This is a genomic window from Carnobacteriaceae bacterium zg-84 (assembly GCA_013874835.1).
GTDB lineage: Bacteria > Bacillota > Bacilli > Lactobacillales > Aerococcaceae > WM01.
In genome coordinates, this window is record CP059430.1 from 1,804,897 (window position 1) to 1,823,317 (window position 18,421).

Below are 18,421 nucleotides of genomic sequence, written 5' to 3' on the forward strand. Positions count from 1 at the left end.
GAAATTTTTTTTACAATTTCATAACATTTTTTACATATTTTTGTGAAGCGTTACCATAAACATTATCGCCAAAATCAAAACTATTCCTTATAAACAAACATTACTTCAAAAATCAATTTCTATTCAAATAATTGATAATACTCAAAAAAGCTCGATATAACTCATTAAACCAATTTATATCAAGCCTTTTCGCAATTCTCTAAAAAACTACAGTGCAAACAGAATCCAACAGTTCCTTTTACATTTTAATAGTTACGAATTTTTTATCAACACTTACATTTTTTGATAAGCTGCACAAAAATTACTAATTGACATTTACTACTTTTCTAAAATTCCTTTTCTCTTTTTATGATTTTTACGTTCTTGAGTAAGTGCTTTTAACACTTTAGCCTTTCTTATCCGCTCTCGCATATTTATCGGTATAGTTTAAATCTATATCCCCTCCGATTATAAAACTTACGACATCAGATACATCAAACACATATTAAGAATACCTGCACCAAAAATAATAAGAAGGGTATTCACTTTTTTCATTCTGACAATAATAAAACATATTATCAATAGTAGAAATTGGTAGATCATACGTTCATTATTTGTCAACATCATTACTAAACTATATGCTACCGAAACAATCAGTGCTACAACAACCGGTCGAATTGCTTTCATGACTAATTGTACGCCATTTAAATTCTTATACTTGTAGTAAATCATTGAAAAGAGTAATACAATACATAACGATGGTAATACATTCCCAACCGTTGCAACAACTGCACCTATCGGTCCTCCTACTTTCATGCCAACAAAACTCGCTGAATTGATAGCTAAAGGCCCAGGCGTCATTTGAGAAATCGTTAATAAATCTGCATACGTATTTGTATCTAACCAACCTTTTTCTTGGACAATAATGCTTTGTATATATGGTAGAGAGGCGTAACCACCTCCGATACTCAACACCCCAATTTTCATGAATGTAACTAATAAATCAAGCAACATCTTTATGTACCCACTTTCTTTCAATGATAGCTAAAACAAGCCCAACAATCGTCATTATCATAATGACCATTAAAATATGAACATGGAAAATCATTGTAAGCAAAAGTGCACCAAAAAACACAATCCAACTTACTATACTTTTTTGTTTATGAATACCAACAAGTAAATCAACCACAACATCTAAGATCACAGCACATACTCCCACTTGCATACCTTGAAGTAAACTTGCTACAACTGGATTTGTTTTTACAACATCATACAATACATACATACCCATTAAAATAACCATTGGTGGTAAAGCAGTCGCTAACATTGTGACAACTGCCCCAATAACACCTGCCATTCGATACCCAATCGCAACCGAAGCATTAACAGCAATTGCTCCTGGTGCGGTCTGTGCCAAAGCAATCAAATCTAGCATTTCATCTTCATCAATCCACTCTAATTTATCGACGAATGTCGTTTTCATCAATGGTACAATGACATAACCTCCACCAAATGTAAAGGCACTTATCATAAACGTTCTTTTAAATAATTGCCAAAGCATCTTTTTTCCTTTCTTAACAGAAGTAGACACTCTATGATTAGAATGTCTACTTATTTTTAAAAATCAAATAATGATAATTGATTGGAATCTGGTAAATGTGTCAAAACACCATTATCGTTAAAATAATCCATAATCGTCTTACTTACTTTACCACGTTTTGCCAAATCTTCTTTCGATAAGAACGACGCTTCTTCTCGTGCTTGCATAATTTGCTGAGCAACGTTATCTCCCAAACTTGGTACAGCTCTAAACGGCGCTAATAAACTATTTCCTTCGATAATAAAATGACGTGCATGAGATTTTTCAATATCTACCATTTTAAATGTAAAGCCTCTTTCTAACATTTCATTAGCTAATTCTAAAACAGTCAACAAGTTTTTCTCTTTAACAGTAGCGTCTAATCCTTTATCATTGATTTCTTTCATACGTTTTTTAACCATTTCTTTTCCTTGCACCATACTCACCAAATCAAAATCATTAGCACGCACAGAAAAATAAGCACAATAGTACAATAACGGTTCATGCACCTTGTAATAAGCAACTCTTAAAGCCATTAACACATATGCAGCCGCATGGGCTTTTGGGAACATGTACTTAATTTTCAAGCACGATTGAATATACCATTCAGGAACATTATTTTCTCGCATAATCGCTTGCCATTCATCAGGTATCCCTTTTCCTTTACGCACGCTTTCCATAATTTTAAACGCAACACCATCTTCCAAGCCTGCATGAATTAAATAAACCATGATGTCATCACGACAACCGATAACTTTCGATAATGGGGCAACACCTTGTTTAATCAATTCCTCAGCATTCCCTAAATAAACATCTGTTCCATGTGATAGACCAGAAATTTGTAATAGCTCTGCAAAAGTTGTCGGTTTTGTCGCTTCTAACATACCTCGTACAAATTTTGTCCCAAATTCAGGAATCCCCAGTGTTCCCGTTTTACTATCAATTTGTTCAGGTGTCACACCTAGTACTTCTGTCCCTTGGAAAATTTTCATCACATCTTTATCCGTTGGTGGAATTGTTTTTGGGTCACGTCCAGATAAATCTTGTAACATACGAATGACTGTTGGATCATCGTGTCCAAGTATATCTAATTTTAACACATTATCATGAATGGAATGGAAATCAAAATGTGTTGTTTTCCATTCTGCATCTTGTGCATCTGCTGGATATTGTACAGGTGTAAAATCATAAACGTCCATATAATCTGGAATAACAATAATCCCACCTGGATGCTGACCAGTCGTTCTTTTCACACCAGTAGCCCCTAGGGATAAACGGTCTACTTCTGCAGCACGATAGTGTAAATTTTTATCTCGTTCATAGGCTCTTACGTAACCATATGCCGTTTTATCAGCAACCGTACCAATGGTCCCTGCACGATATACATAATCTTCACCGAACAATTCTTTTGTATAAGCGTGGGCACGTGCTTGATAATCTCCTGAGAAATTCAAATCTATATCAGGTACTTTATCCCCATAAAATCCTAAGAATGTTTCAAACGGAATATCTTGTCCATCTTTATCTAATATTGTTTGGCAATGCGGACAAGCTTTTTCAGGCAAATCGTATCCCGAACCATATTGCCCTTCATCAAAAAACTCAGAGTATTGACAATTTGGACAACGATAGTGCGGAGCAAGCGGATTAACTTCTGTAATACCTGTCATAGTCGCTACAAAACTGGAGCCAACAGAACCACGGGAACCAACTAAATAGCCGTCCGACACACTTTTATGTACTAATTTTTGTGAAATTAAATAAATAACAGAAAACCCATTTCCGATAATACTTTTCAATTCTTTCTCTAAACGTTTTTCAACAATTTCAGGTAAATTTTCTCCATATAAACGTCGAGCCTCTTTATAACTTAAATCCGTAATTTCTTGCTCGGCACCTTCAATTTTCGGTGTATACAAGTCTTTTTTCACAGGTGTAATTTTTTCAATACTATCTGCTATTTTTTGAGGATTTCTCCATACGATATTATCCACATCTTCTTTAGGTAAAAAGTCAAAACAACGAATCATATCGTCCGTTGTTCTAAAATGAACTTCTGGAAAATGGAGTTGTCGATTCACATTTGCTTTCATAGTTGAAATCAAAATTTCACGATAAATATGATCTTCTTTATTTAAGTAATGCACATTTCCTGTCGCTACAACAGGTTTGTTTAAATCTTTACCCATTTGGACGATTTGTGAAATGATATCCTCTAAGTCTTTTTCTGTATGAACTAGCTCTTCTGCAATTAGTGTTGAATAAACTTGTTTAGGCATCACTTCTAAGTAGTCATAAAATTTTGCTTTTTCAAGTGCTTCATCGTATCCTTTTTGCATAATTGCTTCAAAAACTTCTCCATTACTACATGCAGAACCAAGTAATAAATGCGTTCGGTGCTTTTGTAATAACGAACGTGGAATACGTGGTACACGATAGAAATAATGGACATTACTTTCTGAAACAAGTTTAAATAAATCTTTTAATCCGTCTTCATTTTTCGCCAATATTGTCACATGAAATGGGCGAGAGCGTTTATAGCCATCTTTTACACCTAAATCATTATTCAATTCATCGTGATAAGAGATACCGTGTTGTTCAAATGCTTCTTTTAAGAAAATAAAGCATAAATACCCTGTCGTTTCAGAGTCATATACCGCACGGTGATGCTGTTCTAAAGCCACACCATAACGTTTAGCTAATGTATTCAAGCGATGTGATTTTAATTCAGGATGCAATGCACGTGATAACTCTAGTGTATCAATAACTGGATTAGTAGCTTCATCAATCCCCACTTTTTTATACCCTGTATTCAAAAAGCCCATATCAAATGATGCGTTATGTGCCACTAAAATTGTTCCTTGAGAAAATGCTTTAAACTCTTGTAAAACCTCTTTTTCAGATCGCCCATCTTTTTGCACCATTTCATCGGTGATACCCGTTAGCGAAATCGTTGTCGCCGACAATGGATGTCCTGGATTGATAAACGCTTCGAAAGTATCAATAACATTTCCTTTATGCATCTTGACAGCAGCCAACTCAATAATTGTATCATAAACAGCTGATAGCCCCGTTGTTTCCACGTCAAAAACAACATACGTTGCATCTGAGAGATTTTCATGGGACGGGTTATACGCTACATCAACACCGTCATCGACCACATAAGCTTCAACACCGTATAGAATTTTCACATCATGCTTTTGTCCGGCAGCATACGCATCAGGGAATGCTTGAACCCCCGCATGATCTGTGACAGCTATGGCTTTATGTCCCCACTTGGCTGCTTGTGCAACATAATCACTAATATGGTTAGTTGCATCCATTTGGCTCATCGTCGTATGTAAATGCAATTCCACACGTTTTTTATCATCAAACGCTGTATCAATTCTCGGACGAATATCCACTAAGTTAATATCTCTTGGCACGACAACAATATCTCGCATAAACTGGTCTTCTTCGAGTGCTCCTCTTACTTTAATCCAGTTTCCTTTTTTCAAATACGTCGCAAACAATTTCGCATCTGTTTCATTCCGTGAAAATAATTTCAGTGCAAATGACCCTGTATAGTCTGTAAATTTGATCGTAAATACTTTTTTCCCATTACGTAATTCTTTTTCCTCACTGGCAAAAATATACCCTTGGAATATAAGATTCGGATGTTCTTCAGTCACATCCCCCATTTGCTGAACAATCTCATTTGGATTGATTCGTCTACCAAAAATCACATCATTTTCCAAAACAATCTCTTCCTCAATTTTTTTCTCTTGTTTTGGTTCTTGTTGTGCCATTTGAATTTGTGCTTGATGTGCTAATTGTTCTAATTCCTGTTGTTGCTTTTCAAGAAATTGTTCTCTTTTTTGCAAAGATGCTTCTTCATCCAAAATCACATCTAATTGAAAAGCAGGAAACCCTAAAGAAGCATATACTTGTTGAATGCCTTCTTTATAGCGAGTAGAAACTTGTTGCAACACCTGTTCACTATCTACTGTAATTCGTAATATATTATTTTCTAATAACGCAATATCTTGTTGGCTTAACAAACGATATAACCCATTTGAAATACCTTGTCTTTGTAACACATACGCCCAATATTGACGCACATTATCTTGTTCAAGCACAGCATGTTCTGCCTTTACATGAACAAATATCTCTGCAATACGTGAAAAAGTTTCTTTAATCGCATTTTCTAAAAAACGCAAATGAGAAAAATCAATCAAGTCATGCATACTTAAAACAAATGTCCATGTATGTTGCTCTTGATTGACAATTACTCGTTCTAAGACAATGCTCGTATGGTACGACATAAAGTCTGGATGTTCATGCAAATTGACTTGTTGTAATAAAACTAAAAACAAATTTTCTTGCGTCATATTGTTACCTCTCTTTTATCTTTCGTTCATATTATAGCATGAAATGAAAAGAAATTCTTTACAAGCAAAATACCGGTTAAACAATTTTGTCTAACCGGTAGTCAATAATAGATAGCGTTAGAAAAACTCTCTTGAACACTTTCTAAAAATTCTTCTTCCAAAGTATATACACTTTGCTTCATTAAAAAGCCATAACTTCAAAAAATAAGACATATTTAACATACGTGATGATAAACAAAATCGGATGATAGTGTATGACGAAAGCTACTATTCCAATTAGACATGCTTTCAACCGTAGACGCCTACTTCTTATTTTTTGTTTTATCGAAGTTATATAGATGCATCACATCTTCTGTATATTTTAAGTCAATTTGACTTTTTTGGTATAAAACCGATAAATCCAGGATTTTATCCTATATCCTAATAAGCTCTTGCAATCCAAACTGTATACTTAGCTGGTTTACCACTTACTAAGCATGTTGCTTTTTCAATCGGTGGGCAAAATGGAATATTACGTGTCGTAAATCCTGTTTCTTCTTTAATTTTTGCCTCGGTTTCTTCTGTACCGTCCCAACCAATCAATACCCAACCTGGCACTTCTTGATTAGCACGTTTTTCTTCAATATGTGCTTTCAATTCATCAAGGGTGTTAATATGTGTGTATTCATTTCCAGAACGCATACGTCTTGCACTTTCTAATAAACGTACTTGCATCTCATCTAATTGTGATACAACAAACTCAACTAAAGTGTCAAAGGATACAGCTACTTTTTCTTGTGCATCACGCATTTTTGTCATCACTTGCTGATTTTCTAAGTCACGTGGTCCACATTCAATACGCATTGGGACACCTTTTAATTCCCATTCATTAAATTTAAAACCTGGTGAATTATCTGTATCATCTAATGTTACACGTAACCCTTTAGATATAAGTGTCGCTTTAATCTCTTCTAATTTTTCTACAATTTCTGGATTTTTCTTCCATGGACCAACTGGGATTAAGACAACTTGTGTTGGTGCAATACGTGGTGGTAACACAAGACCTTGCTCATCTCCATGTGTCATAATCGTTGCTCCAATTAAACGTGTTGAAACACCCCATGATGTTGTATGCGCATAGACATGTTCATTATCACGATTTAAATATTTAATATCAAATGCTTCAGCAAATTTTGTTCCCATATAATGACTAGTTCCAGCTTGTACGGCTTTGCCATCTTTCATCATTGCTTCGATTGAATATGTCGACACAGCCCCTGCAAAACGTTCAGACGGTGTTTTTTCTCCGTCATAAACAGGAATAGCAAGCAAACCTTCAACGACCTGTTTATAAATAGTTAGCATTCTCATTGTACGCGTTCTTGCATCTTCTTCATTTTCATGAGCTGTATGCCCTTCTTGCCATAAAAACTCAGATGTTCTTAAAAATGGTAAAGTTTTCTTTTCCCAGCGGAATACATTTGCCCATTGGTTAATTTCAAGTGGTAAATCACGGTATGAGTTAATCCAATTACTAAATGCATGTCCTATCATCGTTTCAGATGTTGGACGTAATGCTAATTTTTCTTCTAATGGCTCCCCTGCCGCTTCTGTTACAAAAGGTAATTCTGGACTAAATCCTTCAATATGATCTTTTTCTTTAGCAAAAAAAGATTCTGGAATTAACATTGGGAAGTACGCATTACGAACACCCTCTGCTTTAAAATGTTTATCAAATTCTTTTTGAATATGTTCCCACAATTCGTAGCCGTCAGGTTTAAAAATCATACACCCTCTAACTGGTGAATAATCCATTAAATCTGCTTGTTGAATAGTTTGTAAATACCATTTTGAAAAGTCTTGTTTTTGTAAATTTTCCATACGCTCCTCCATATATTAAAAGTACCACGATATAACCGCCAAAAAGGACGACTATATCGTGGTACCACCTTCATTTATACTCTTGCATTGATAACGGAGTTTACTCCGATTTGTTTTCACAAATAAAAATCTATCAGTAGGTTCAAGTTATCAGCGGGTGTTTCTTTTCAGCTACCGAAACTCTCTAAAACCATGACAATCTTTACTAATCTGATTTTTATTTATAATAACGGAGTTTATCAAAAAAAGCAACTTATTTTTAGAAAAATCTGTGATAACCATTCCCAATAAATATCATTTTAACAAAAACATCGAATAAATATAAAGAAAGCAGATAAAATTAAAAATCTTTGATTTTATCTGCTTTAATATTATTTGTTTTTCTGATAATTATTCAACGTCCTCGTTAGACAACTCTTTCTCAGAAGGTTCTACTATCGACGTTTCCATTTCTTCATGAACTTCTTCAACTTCTTTAATTTCTTTAATTTCTTGTACCGCTTCCTCTACATCTGTTTGTTCAGATGTGCTTTTTTCTGTTGCGACAGTCTTTTCTTCATTCTCAACTTCAACTGATTTATAAACATAAACAACTTTTTCTTTTTCTGGTTCATTTGTACGACGGAAAAAGAAATTTAAAACCGGATTATCTATATCAATGACAAAACCATTCGTTGGGTACACAAGCCCTGCAAAATATAGACCTCCTAAAATAATCCAAGAAAAATAATACGCAAAAAGAAATACTACTAAAACAATTCCAAATAAAGCCGGAACGACATTTGCTAGAGCTGTTAAAATACTTAATATAATAGCAAATGGGAAAACAGATAGTACGTACAAATATATCGCTACTATTCCTCTATTCGTAAATCCTGAATCTCTTAAACGTCGCACTTGAATGGCAATAAATGGAATAAGTAAAAATAGTCCTACAAGTAAAATAAGTGAGAATAAAAATCTCAAAATACCAAAATCACTGTAATAGTAACCATAACGTCCAAAAGAATTTATTGCTTCCATCATAGATACAATCATTCCAAAAAATAGCACGAACAAAAAAACAGTTGAAATTAACGCTACCCACAAATACCCCGCACGTGTAGTGTAGCCGGTAAAATCAAAATATCCTTTAAAAAAATCATTGATTGCTTGTTTTGGTGGCACAATCTGACCACGTTGATCTATTTTAGCCATAATATTTCTCCTTATTTTTTATTCTTCTAATTGACTTAAAAGCGATTCACACAATAAACATACTTCATCTCTTTTTGCACCGTAAAAATTATGACAGACATGAACACCAGATTCATATAATCTTTCCAAGTTAATCATACTATACGTTTTTGAATTGACATCATTAGAGCGAGTTTGTGTGCTATCTAATGCATCAATTTTTTCTCTTAAATGTGCATTTTCTATCTTTAAACTACTATTCTCATCAATCAAAGTGTATATTGTTGCTTTCATTTGTCTAATGGTTTCTTCAATTGCGACACTTTGTTGTTCAATAAACGCTAACTGATCGTATAACGCTTGTGTGTTCATCTTATCATCCTTATCTTTATAATCTTACTATATCAATACTTAATGTTTCATAACATACTTGTGCCGATACATTGGCATACAATCTTTCTTTCGCTTTTGCAATAAACAAAAACATATCTTTTGTAGAAAATCCCTCTTGATGCCCCATAGATTTGTGTTTAAAATGCACGTTTGATACATCAAAAGCACTAAGCATAACATCACGCATATATAAACTGACAATATCTAATCCTACAAAAGCAAGTGCTTTATCTTGAATAAAGGGTGCTAATGTTGTCTGCACGTAGACAAAAGAGGTGACGTCGTTCTCATATAGTAGCTTTGCCCAATGTAGCATTGCTTGATGAAATTCAAAAAATGTATCTGACTCTGCCCACTCCAACGCTTGTTGACTATCTTGCGTGAGAAGACTAATCCATTTTGCCAAATGGCTTGGAACACTTCTATCTATCAAATCTTTTTCAATGATTGTTGAAGAAATGCTCACAAAAGGTATTAATTGACATCGAGATTGTATCGTTTGTAATACTTTGTCTTTATGCTCCGTTAACAACAAAAAATAAATGTCTTGTTCAGGTTCTTCTAAAAATTTCAATAAACTATTGGCGGCACTAATAGACATTGTATCTACATGATTTAAAATATACACTTTTCGTTTATTTTCCAAGCTACTATAATGTGTACTTTCTTTTAGTTGTCTAACTTGTTCAACCTTTATAGATGCTCCGTCGGGTTGAATAATATCAACATCGGGAAAATCGCCTAAATCAATTCGCTTGCAAACAGAGCATGTCACACACGCTCCCGTTTCACCTACTTGTTTGCAAAATAATAATTTGGCAAACCATTTCGCTACCTCTAACTTACCAACACCAGATTTTCCATAAAATAAGTAGGCGTGGGCTAATTTATCTTTATGGTAGGCTTGTAACAAACGTTGCCGAATATGAGGTTGTTTATCATATGCTATCATCATTAAAATTGATTAAACTGTTCAATTGGCAACACAAAGACAGTTGCTCCTCCAACAGCGACTTCTAAAGGATACGTTAGCAAACTTTCTAACCCTGCACCTAACATTGATTGTTGCATCACAATTTCTTCACGTTTTGAACAGTTTTCTTTAATCACATCAAGTGCTTCTTGTAAACGCTCATCTTCTACCCCAATTAAAAATGTTGTACTGCCATTTCTCAACAAACCTCCTGTTGATGCTAAACGTGTCGAACGTAAATTTGCCTCAATAAGAGATTGACTTAATACTAAACTATCTTTATCTTGTACAATCGCCACCACTAATTTCATCTTATTCTATACCTCTCTATCTTTATTTTGCTTCAAACAAATGTGGAAATCGCTGTTTAATAACACGATAACACGTTTCTAATACCTCTTGTGGAGACTGCATGCCGTCAACAACAACAATACGATTTGGATATTCCTTTACCAATTCTTCATATCCTTCATGAACACGTTGATGAAAAGCAATGCCTTCCATATCTAAACGATTGATTTCATCCATTCGGTGATGATGAATACGATTTAACCCTTCTTCTATCGGAACATCAATATATAATGTTAAATCAGGTTGATGTCCGTCTATTGCAAAGGCATTAATTTGCCAAACATCTTCAGCACCAATTTGACGCCCTCGTCCTTGATAAGCAATCGAACTATCTACAAAACGATCACAAATAATACATTTATTTTCTGCCAATGCCGGTAATAAATTATCTACCAAATGCTGTCGCCTTGCTGCTGCATATAATAAGGCCTCTGTTCTTGCGTCCATTTGAGTATAATCAGGATTTAAAATGACTTCCCTTATTTTTTCCGCAATCACATTACCTCCGGGTTCTCGTGTAGACAAAAGCGGAACATTTATCTCTTGTTTAAGTTTTGGTACTAATTTTTGAATAAGAGTTGTTTTCCCTGCACCGTCAGCTCCTTCAACGGTAATAAATACCCCAGACATACGCTCCCTCCTTACTATATGATATTTTTATTTTACCACACTTTTTTATAAATATGCTATGATAAACATATAAACATTCAAGGAGGCGTCGTGCATGGCTACATTATTTGATTACTTACACTGGAGAGGCGACTTAAGTTTTCGACAAAGCCGTTTTAATGTTGTTGATAGTATGATTTTAACGCGTTTTTCTTATTTACCATTTGATAATATCGTGAATGATTTTCCGCAAACAATCCAACAAATTGGTGAGCATTTTTTTGGTGTTAACCGCCAAAACGATCCAAATATCATTATGAGTAAGGACAATACCCTATTAGAAACACTTATGCATACAAAGCGCTTTTCAAAATTACTCGTGCAACATTACCAAAATACCGTGGACGTTGAACAGGAACAACAATTTTCAGCTATGATGTTTCAATTAGATTCTCGCACAACCTATGTCGTCTTTAGAGGAACAGATATGACACTCGTCGGCTGGAAAGAAGATTTCAACATGACATTTGAAAATGCTATTCCGTCCCAAATTGAAGCTGTATCCTATTTAACAAAGCATCAATCAGATATTAAAGAACGTCTTATTTTAGGCGGCCATTCAAAAGGTGGAAACTTGGCAATCTACGCAGGAGCATTTGCACCTCAAGATATTCAACAGAAAATTGTGTATATTCACAACTTTGACGGCCCAGGATTTAATGAGCAGATGTCAACAGATGAAGCGTTTGGACCAATTCAGAAAAAAATTAAAACATTTGTTCCAGAAACAGCAATCGTTGGCATGATGTTAAACCATAACACACCTTACGATATCGTTAAAAGTAGTGCCACAAACGTCCTCCAACACGACACATATAGTTGGGAAATCGAAAGAAATGATTTTATTTACTTAGAAAAAAGAGATGCAACGAGCAAACATATTCAACGCTCTGTATCTGCTCTACTTACCCGTCTATCCACAGAAGAACGAAAAACATTAGGAAATGCCATTTATCAAATGATGCTTTCCGCAAATATTACCGATGTACGTGACTTTTCAGTCAATACACCTCATAAATTGCTCAAAATGATGAAAGCTTATGGCGAATTAGACAAAGAAACAAGTAAACTAATTACCGAAACCATTCAATTATTTGTCAAATCTATCACAAAAGACGTTCTCAAGAAAAAAGAGTAAGATGATACTATCCTCCTAATCTAACGAAAAATAAAAGACAGGTCAAGCGACATCTGAAAGGTCGCTTGACCTGTCTTTTATGATTAACAACAATTATTCTTTAGATTGAAAAACAAGTTTTCCTTCTTGTAATATCGCAAGAACCGTTTTCCCTTTTATAATATGTCCTTTAATGACTTCTTTTGCAAGTGGTGTTTCCAACTCTTTTGTCATAAATCGTTTCAAAGGTCTTGCCCCATAAATTGGGTCATAGGCACTATCTGCAATCCAGTCGAGAACATCATCGTTTAATTCTAAGCGAATCTCTTGTGCTTGTAATCGAACACTTAAATCTTTTGCCAGTTTTTTAATAATATCTTTAACAACTGCTTTATTTAATGGGGTAAATAAAACTGTATCATCAATACGATTTAAAAATTCTGGTTTAAAATGTGCTTTTAACAAGCTCATCACATTTTCTTGTGCTTCTTGCGTGATTGTACCGTCATCTGTTACACCGTCTAATAAAACAGATGAACCGATATTACTCGTCATAATAAACACCGTGTTTTTGAAATCTACTGTTCTTCCTTTAGAGTCTGTTAAACGTCCGTCATCTAAAACTTGTAATAAAATATTAAACACATCTGGATGTGCTTTTTCAATTTCATCTAATAACACAATCGTATATGGACTACGACGAACCGCCTCTGTTAATTGACCACCTTCTTCATAACCGACATACCCCGGAGGCGCTCCAACTAAACGAGATACAGCAAATTTTTCCATATACTCACTCATATCAATACGAACCATGTGCGTGTCTGAATCAAACAACTGTTCTGCCAACGCTTTTGCCAATTCCGTTTTCCCGACACCAGTTGGGCCTAAGAATAAGAAACTACCAATAGGTTTATTAGGATCTTGTAGCCCTGCACGACTTCTCAGTACCGCATCTGCAACACGTTGTACAGCCTCATCTTGTCCAATGACACGTTCGTGTAATGTAGCGTCTAATTTTAATAATTTTTCACGTTCACCTTCTACTAAACGTGTGACAGGAATACCTGTTAAACGCCCAACAACTTCAGCAATTTGTTCTTCCGTCACTGACTCTTGTGTTAAACGTTCCTCTTGTAAAGCATCTTGTTTTTCTTCCAAAACTTTTAATTCATGCTCTAATGTTGGGATTTTACCATGTCTTAACATCGCTGCTGTTTCCAAATCATAGGCACTTTCGGCTGTGTCTAATTCATGACGTGCTTGTTCTAACTCTTGACGTTTCGCACTCAGTGCATTAACCTCTTCTTTTTCCGTTTCCCATTTCAACTTCAATGCATTCGTTTCTTCACGCAAATTTGCTAACTCTTCTTGCAAATCTAGTAAACGTTTTTTACTTGCATCATCATGCTCTTTCTTCAATGCAGCCTCTTCAATTTCTAGTTGCATCAATCGACGAATTGATTGATCTAGTTCTGTTGGCATTGAGTTTAATTCCACACGAATAGTTGCACATGCCTCGTCGACCAAATCAATGGCTTTATCTGGTAAGTATCTATCTGTAATGTAACGGTTTGATAATACTGCCGCCGCTACTAGAGCACTGTCGTGAATATTAACACTGTGATGAATTTCAAAACGCTCTTTTAAGCCACGTAAAATGCTAATCGCATCTTCTACCGTAGGTTCTGTTACTAATACTTTTTGGAAACGACGTTCTAACGCTTTATCTTTTTCGACATTTTCACGATACTCATCTAATGTGGTTGCCCCAATACAATGTAACTCTCCTCTAGCTAACATCGGCTTCAACAGATTTCCAGCATCCATGCTTCCTTCTGTTTTACCTGCACCGACAATCGTATGTATTTCATCAATGAATAAAATAATACGACCATCACTTTCTTTTACCTCTTTTAAAACAGCTTTTAAACGTTCCTCAAACTCTCCTCGATATTTTGCACCAGCAATAAGTGCTCCCATATCTAATGAAATAATCGTTTTATCCCTTAAATTTTCAGGAACATCACGTTTCACAATACGCTGAGCCAACCCCTCGACGATCGCTGTTTTCCCAACTCCAGGTTCCCCGATGAGTACTGGATTATTCTTTGTTTTACGTGATAAAATACGAATAACATCTCGAATTTCTTCATCACGACCAATCACTGGGTCTTGCTTCCCGCTTCTGACCGCTTCCGTTAAATCGACACCATATTTTTTCAATGCTTCATATTGCTCTTCTTGATTTTGTGACATCACACGTTGTCCTCCTCTCATATCATCAATTCTTTGTTTTAACATATCTTGTGTTATGTTTTGTTTGATTAAGTATTGGCACAATACTTGTTGTGGACATGCAAATAGTGCTAATAAAACAACTTCTGTAGAAATATATGCATCCTGAAATTGCTCACGAATAGCTTCTGCTTGTGCAAATAATTGAAATAGCTGCTGACTAATTGCTTGTCCGTATTGAATACTTTGCCCTTCAACAACGGATACTTTATCTAATTGTTCATCTACATACGTATTAAAAGTATCTACATTGACACCAATATCTTCATATAATTGTCTAGCAAAATGCCCATGCGTTAAAAATACTTTCCATAAATGAATAGTATCGATTTCTTGATGTTTACGTAACATAGCGATTTGTTGTGCTTGCCCAATCGCTTGTTGCATGGTTGTTGTCATTTTTTCTATATTCATAGACATCACCTCTTTATGCTTTAGCACTCTATACCTTACAGTGCTAATTATAATGCGAAGGTCAAATAAAGTCAAATATTTTTTTGATTGTTGTTTAAATTAAGCCTAAAGTCCAATTTGTTTTTTTGTGTTTATTCGATATAATTATGATTAAGAAAAAAAGGAGGTTATATGATGTTATCAGTTCTTAACGTTAGTAAATCTTACGGTTCACATTTTGCAAACAAAAACGTAACATTTACTTTAGAAGATAGACAAATTACCGTTTTACTAGGAGAAAACGGAGCAGGGAAATCAACAATCATTAAATGTATTACTGGATTTTTAAATTATACAGGCTATATTTCATTAAATGATGTGTCAATCAATGACTTAAATGTCAAACGGCAAATTGCATATATCCCAGAAGTGCCAGAACTTTATAATGAATTAACGGTGTATCAGCATTTTCAATTTATTGCAAATGCTTATCACGTAGAGGATTATGAAGAAAAGGCAATGACTTATTTAGATATGTTCCATTTAACACCTAAAAAAGATGAATTATGTGGTAGCCTATCTAAAGGAATGAAACAAAAAGTAAGTATTATTTGTGCTCTTATTTTAAATCCAAAAGTATTGATTTTAGACGAACCTTTAATCGGACTAGATCCAGACGCTATTAGAACACTAAAAGAAACATTAAGCACATTGAAACAAGAGTGTTGTATTTTAATCAGTACACACTTGTTAGACAGTGTTTCTAACTTATGGGATCAAGTATTGATTATGAAGCACGGAGAAATTGTATTCCACGCAACAAAAGATACATTTGATGATACAAACTCATTAGAAGATATTTACTTTGGCTATACAGAAAAAGTAGGTGAATCTGATGGCACTATATAAACAATATTTACTTTTCACCTTAAAAAACGCCCTTAGATTTCCAAGACAAGCTAGTAAAGTCATTCCTGGCGTTCTTCTGAGTCTACTTGGAATTGGCTACACCATTTACTTACTTGTAACAACACAACCTGCCTATGACACCTTAGGTGCTTTAAAAATAAGTTCCATTCCCGTTGTTGCAGTTATCTTAATATTTGGGCTTATTCTTTTAAGTATTTTTAACCAAAAAGCAATTGCTGGTTTCCGTTATGCAGATGCGAATTTTTTAATGCCCGCACCATTAACGCCATTTCAAACATTTATGTTTGTACAATTTAAGGCACTACTTCCAACTACAGGATTGATATTTTTCATTCTTCCTCTTCAAATGAGAGGTGCTATTGGATACTTGCCATTTTCAGTATTGCTTATTCCAATTATATTGGTACCTATTTGGTTTATATATCTGTCATCACTCGTACTTTACATCGTTCGATTAAGAAATCGTTTATTAGAAAAATTAATTGTTTGCATAATCCTTGTTGGATTTGTAGGAATACTTCTGCATACATTTTTTACATCCGCAGAAAGTGTTGCAACATCCCCATTCATTTATCTATACCCACTACTAGGTTGGGCAAGTGCTTTAATTTACGGTCTTGCATCACTTAATGTATTCTACATAATCATTGGATTTGTGCTTTTAACACTGAGTACTTTTTTACTTTATAAAGTAGGATTATCCATTGATGCATCTTATTACGAAACAGAATTAGCCTACATCAATAAAACAGAACAAACTATTGCTCGTGCTTCATCTGGCCAAAGCATGCAATTTAAAAATGTATTCAAACAATCGAAAAAAACATTCACAAGAAAAAGAGAAAAAGCCTTACTCGATAAAGCATGGATTACAGCCGGTAGATTATGGTTTGTCAACATTCCAAAATTTATTGCTATTGGTATTTTAATTGTCGGGAATATACTCTTACCTTCTTTAGAAATTTCTAAAGAAAATCTTATTGGCCTTGCATCTGTATTCATCTTATATTCTCGTTTCTTTTTCCAAACAGTCAAAGATGAAACCATTATTAACGACACGTATTTACATTTATTACCGGTTAAAACCGTGTATAAAGTAACCTATCCCTTAATCGTTAAACTAGTACTTGAAGCGATTTATTGTATGGTCTTTACCCTTGTTTTTATGAATATATCTCACGATATGTTTTTATCTTTATATATGGGTATCTTAGTATTTGGATTGAAAAGCATCGATATTTTCCGTGTTTATAATATACAAGCTATTCTATTCCATAAATATTTTGGAAACTTTTTACAACAAATTATTCACATGATTCTAACAATAGTAACTCAATTACCATTTGCTCTACTTCTATTTGGGTTGAACACAACACCATTGATAAGCACCATGGTATTAACATACGCTTTCGTTATTCTCTCTATTTATATGAGCATCGTTGTGTATCAACATTTTGAAAAAGGTAAATCTGAATAGTAAACTGTGTTGGTGGATTACCCCACCAACACAGTTTTTATGTCAATTCATATTCTTGTTTTACTTCCAATTTTGATACTTTCAACGTATAATAGAAAAGTAAATTTTTAAAGAAAAGAGTGAAAATATGGGACGTAAATGGGCAAATATTGTCGCAAAGAAAACAGCCAAAGATGCAAATAATAGTCGTATCTATGCAAAATTCGGTATTGAAATTTATGTGGCAGCAAAACAGGGTGATCCTGACCCACAAACAAACCAAAAATTAAAATTCGTTATCGAACGTGCAAAAACATACAATGTGCCAAAACACGTTATTGATAAAGCCATTGATAAAGCTAAAGGTGGCGGAGAAGAAAACTACTCTGAACTACGCTATGAAGGATTTGGTCCAAATGGTTCTATGATTATTGTAGATGCTCTAACAAACAATGTGAACCGTACAGCTTCTGACGTTCGTGCAGCTTACGGAAAAAATGGCGGAAACATGGGTGTAAGTGGTGCTGTATCTTATTTATTTGATAACACAGCCGTCTTTGGTATTGAAGGCAAAAATGCTGAAGCATTATTTGAAGCGTTAATTGAAGCAGATATTGATGTACGTGACGTCGTTCAAGAAGACGCCCAAGCTATCATCTATGCTGAACCAAGTGATTTCCATGCTGTTCAAGTCGCTTTACAAAATATGGGAATTACAGATTTTACAGTTGCGGAAATTGAAATGGTTCCTCAAAATGAAGTCGTGCTAACAGGAGATGATTTAGTCAAATTTGAAAAACTAATTGATGCTCTAGAAGAATTAGATGACGTACAAAAAGTATACCACAATGTTGATTTAAGCGAATAAGCAAAAAGA

Annotated in this window: 14 protein-coding genes; 4 read left to right on the top strand and 10 right to left on the bottom strand. The window is 34.6% G+C overall.

Going from position 1 to position 18,421, the window contains the following annotated elements; genetic code table 11:
• Positions 1-456 precede the first annotated feature (456 nt).
• The 9 genes from H1220_08600 to H1220_08640 all read right to left on the bottom strand — a co-directional run bounded on the left by H1220_08600 (position 457) and on the right by H1220_08640 (position 11,311).
• Complete coding sequence (locus H1220_08600; protein ID QMI85733.1) at positions 457-993, bottom strand: chromate transporter; 537 nt, start codon at positions 991-993, stop codon at positions 457-459.
• Positions 983-1,540 (bottom strand): chromate transporter, encoded by a 558-nt coding sequence (locus H1220_08605; GenBank protein QMI85734.1) that lies wholly within the window; start codon positions 1,538-1,540, stop codon positions 983-985. Before H1220_08605 ends, H1220_08600 begins: the two co-directional genes overlap by 11 nt.
• A 56-nt stretch (positions 1,541-1,596) precedes the next feature.
• Positions 1,597-5,928, bottom strand: coding sequence for a PolC-type DNA polymerase III (locus tag H1220_08610; protein QMI85735.1), 4,332 nt, complete (start codon positions 5,926-5,928; stop codon positions 1,597-1,599).
• A 420-nt stretch (positions 5,929-6,348) separates the two neighbouring features.
• A complete protein-coding gene (locus tag H1220_08615; protein ID QMI85736.1) occupies positions 6,349-7,788 on the bottom strand; it encodes a proline--tRNA ligase in 1,440 nt (479 codons plus the stop codon).
• Positions 7,789-8,178: 390 nt separating this feature from the next.
• Positions 8,179-8,985: a DUF805 domain-containing protein gene (locus H1220_08620; protein QMI85737.1), complete on the bottom strand. Its 807-nt coding sequence runs from the start codon at positions 8,983-8,985 to the stop codon at positions 8,179-8,181.
• 18 nt (positions 8,986-9,003) lie between these two features.
• Positions 9,004-9,336: a DUF972 family protein gene (locus tag H1220_08625; protein QMI85738.1), complete on the bottom strand. Its 333-nt coding sequence runs from the start codon at positions 9,334-9,336 to the stop codon at positions 9,004-9,006.
• A 16-nt stretch (positions 9,337-9,352) separates the two neighbouring features.
• The gene (holB, locus tag H1220_08630) at positions 9,353-10,312 is read right to left on the bottom strand and encodes a DNA polymerase III subunit delta' (protein ID QMI85739.1); all 960 of its coding nucleotides are present in this window, start codon (positions 10,310-10,312) and stop codon (positions 9,353-9,355) included.
• On the bottom strand, positions 10,312-10,641 hold the full coding sequence (locus H1220_08635) for a cyclic-di-AMP receptor (GenBank protein QMI85740.1): 330 nt from the start codon (positions 10,639-10,641) through the stop codon (positions 10,312-10,314). The genes holB and H1220_08635 overlap by 1 nt, the downstream gene beginning before the upstream one ends.
• A 22-nt stretch (positions 10,642-10,663) precedes the next feature.
• On the bottom strand, positions 10,664-11,311 hold the full coding sequence (locus H1220_08640; protein QMI85741.1) for a dTMP kinase: 648 nt from the start codon (positions 11,309-11,311) through the stop codon (positions 10,664-10,666).
• A 94-nt stretch (positions 11,312-11,405) separates the two neighbouring features.
• Between H1220_08640 and H1220_08645 the strand changes: the two genes are divergently transcribed.
• The gene (locus H1220_08645; protein QMI85742.1) at positions 11,406-12,488 is read left to right on the top strand and encodes a DUF2974 domain-containing protein; all 1,083 of its coding nucleotides are present in this window, start codon (positions 11,406-11,408) and stop codon (positions 12,486-12,488) included.
• 93 nt (positions 12,489-12,581) lie between these two features.
• On the opposite strand, the gene clpB is transcribed toward H1220_08645, so the two are convergent.
• Complete coding sequence (gene clpB, locus H1220_08650; protein QMI85743.1) at positions 12,582-15,179, bottom strand: ATP-dependent chaperone ClpB; 2,598 nt, start codon at positions 15,177-15,179, stop codon at positions 12,582-12,584.
• Between the two features lie 174 nt (positions 15,180-15,353).
• On the opposite strand from clpB, the gene H1220_08655 reads away from it, so the two are divergent.
• The 3 genes from H1220_08655 (at position 15,354) to H1220_08665 (ending at position 18,412) form a co-directional block, all read left to right on the top strand.
• Entirely contained in the window at positions 15,354-16,067 is a 714-nt protein-coding gene (locus H1220_08655) for an ABC transporter ATP-binding protein (GenBank protein QMI85744.1), read from the top strand.
• Positions 16,054-17,565, top strand: coding sequence for a hypothetical protein (locus H1220_08660; GenBank protein QMI85745.1), 1,512 nt, complete (start codon positions 16,054-16,056; stop codon positions 17,563-17,565). The genes H1220_08655 and H1220_08660 overlap by 14 nt, the downstream gene beginning before the upstream one ends.
• A 127-nt stretch (positions 17,566-17,692) precedes the next feature.
• Positions 17,693-18,412 carry a YebC/PmpR family DNA-binding transcriptional regulator gene (locus H1220_08665; GenBank protein QMI85746.1) on the top strand — a complete coding sequence of 240 codons (720 nt, stop codon included), beginning with the start codon at positions 17,693-17,695 and terminating at the stop codon, positions 18,410-18,412.
• The last annotated feature ends 9 nt before the right edge of the window (positions 18,413-18,421 follow it).

Excerpts from the sequence above, each read along its gene's own strand:
- H1220_08600 (QMI85733.1), bottom strand. The coding sequence starts at position 993 with ATGTTGCTTGATTTATTAGTTACATTCATGAAAATTGGGGTGTTGAGT.
- H1220_08605 (QMI85734.1), bottom strand. The coding sequence starts at position 1,540 with ATGCTTTGGCAATTATTTAAAAGAACGTTTATGATAAGTGCCTTTACA.
- H1220_08610 (QMI85735.1), bottom strand. The coding sequence starts at position 5,928 with ATGACGCAAGAAAATTTGTTTTTAGTTTTATTACAACAAGTCAATTTG.
- H1220_08615 (QMI85736.1), bottom strand. The coding sequence starts at position 7,788 with ATGGAAAATTTACAAAAACAAGACTTTTCAAAATGGTATTTACAAACT.
- H1220_08620 (QMI85737.1), bottom strand. The coding sequence starts at position 8,985 with ATGGCTAAAATAGATCAACGTGGTCAGATTGTGCCACCAAAACAAGCA.
- H1220_08625 (QMI85738.1), bottom strand. The coding sequence starts at position 9,336 with ATGAACACACAAGCGTTATACGATCAGTTAGCGTTTATTGAACAACAA.
- holB (QMI85739.1), bottom strand. The coding sequence starts at position 10,312 with ATGATGATAGCATATGATAAACAACCTCATATTCGGCAACGTTTGTTA.
- H1220_08635 (QMI85740.1), bottom strand. The coding sequence starts at position 10,641 with ATGAAATTAGTGGTGGCGATTGTACAAGATAAAGATAGTTTAGTATTA.
- H1220_08640 (QMI85741.1), bottom strand. The coding sequence starts at position 11,311 with ATGTCTGGGGTATTTATTACCGTTGAAGGAGCTGACGGTGCAGGGAAA.
- H1220_08645 (QMI85742.1), top strand. The coding sequence starts at position 11,406 with ATGGCTACATTATTTGATTACTTACACTGGAGAGGCGACTTAAGTTTT.
- clpB (QMI85743.1), bottom strand. The coding sequence starts at position 15,179 with ATGAATATAGAAAAAATGACAACAACCATGCAACAAGCGATTGGGCAA.
- H1220_08655 (QMI85744.1), top strand. The coding sequence starts at position 15,354 with ATGTTATCAGTTCTTAACGTTAGTAAATCTTACGGTTCACATTTTGCA.
- H1220_08660 (QMI85745.1), top strand. The coding sequence starts at position 16,054 with ATGGCACTATATAAACAATATTTACTTTTCACCTTAAAAAACGCCCTT.
- H1220_08665 (QMI85746.1), top strand. The coding sequence starts at position 17,693 with ATGGGACGTAAATGGGCAAATATTGTCGCAAAGAAAACAGCCAAAGAT.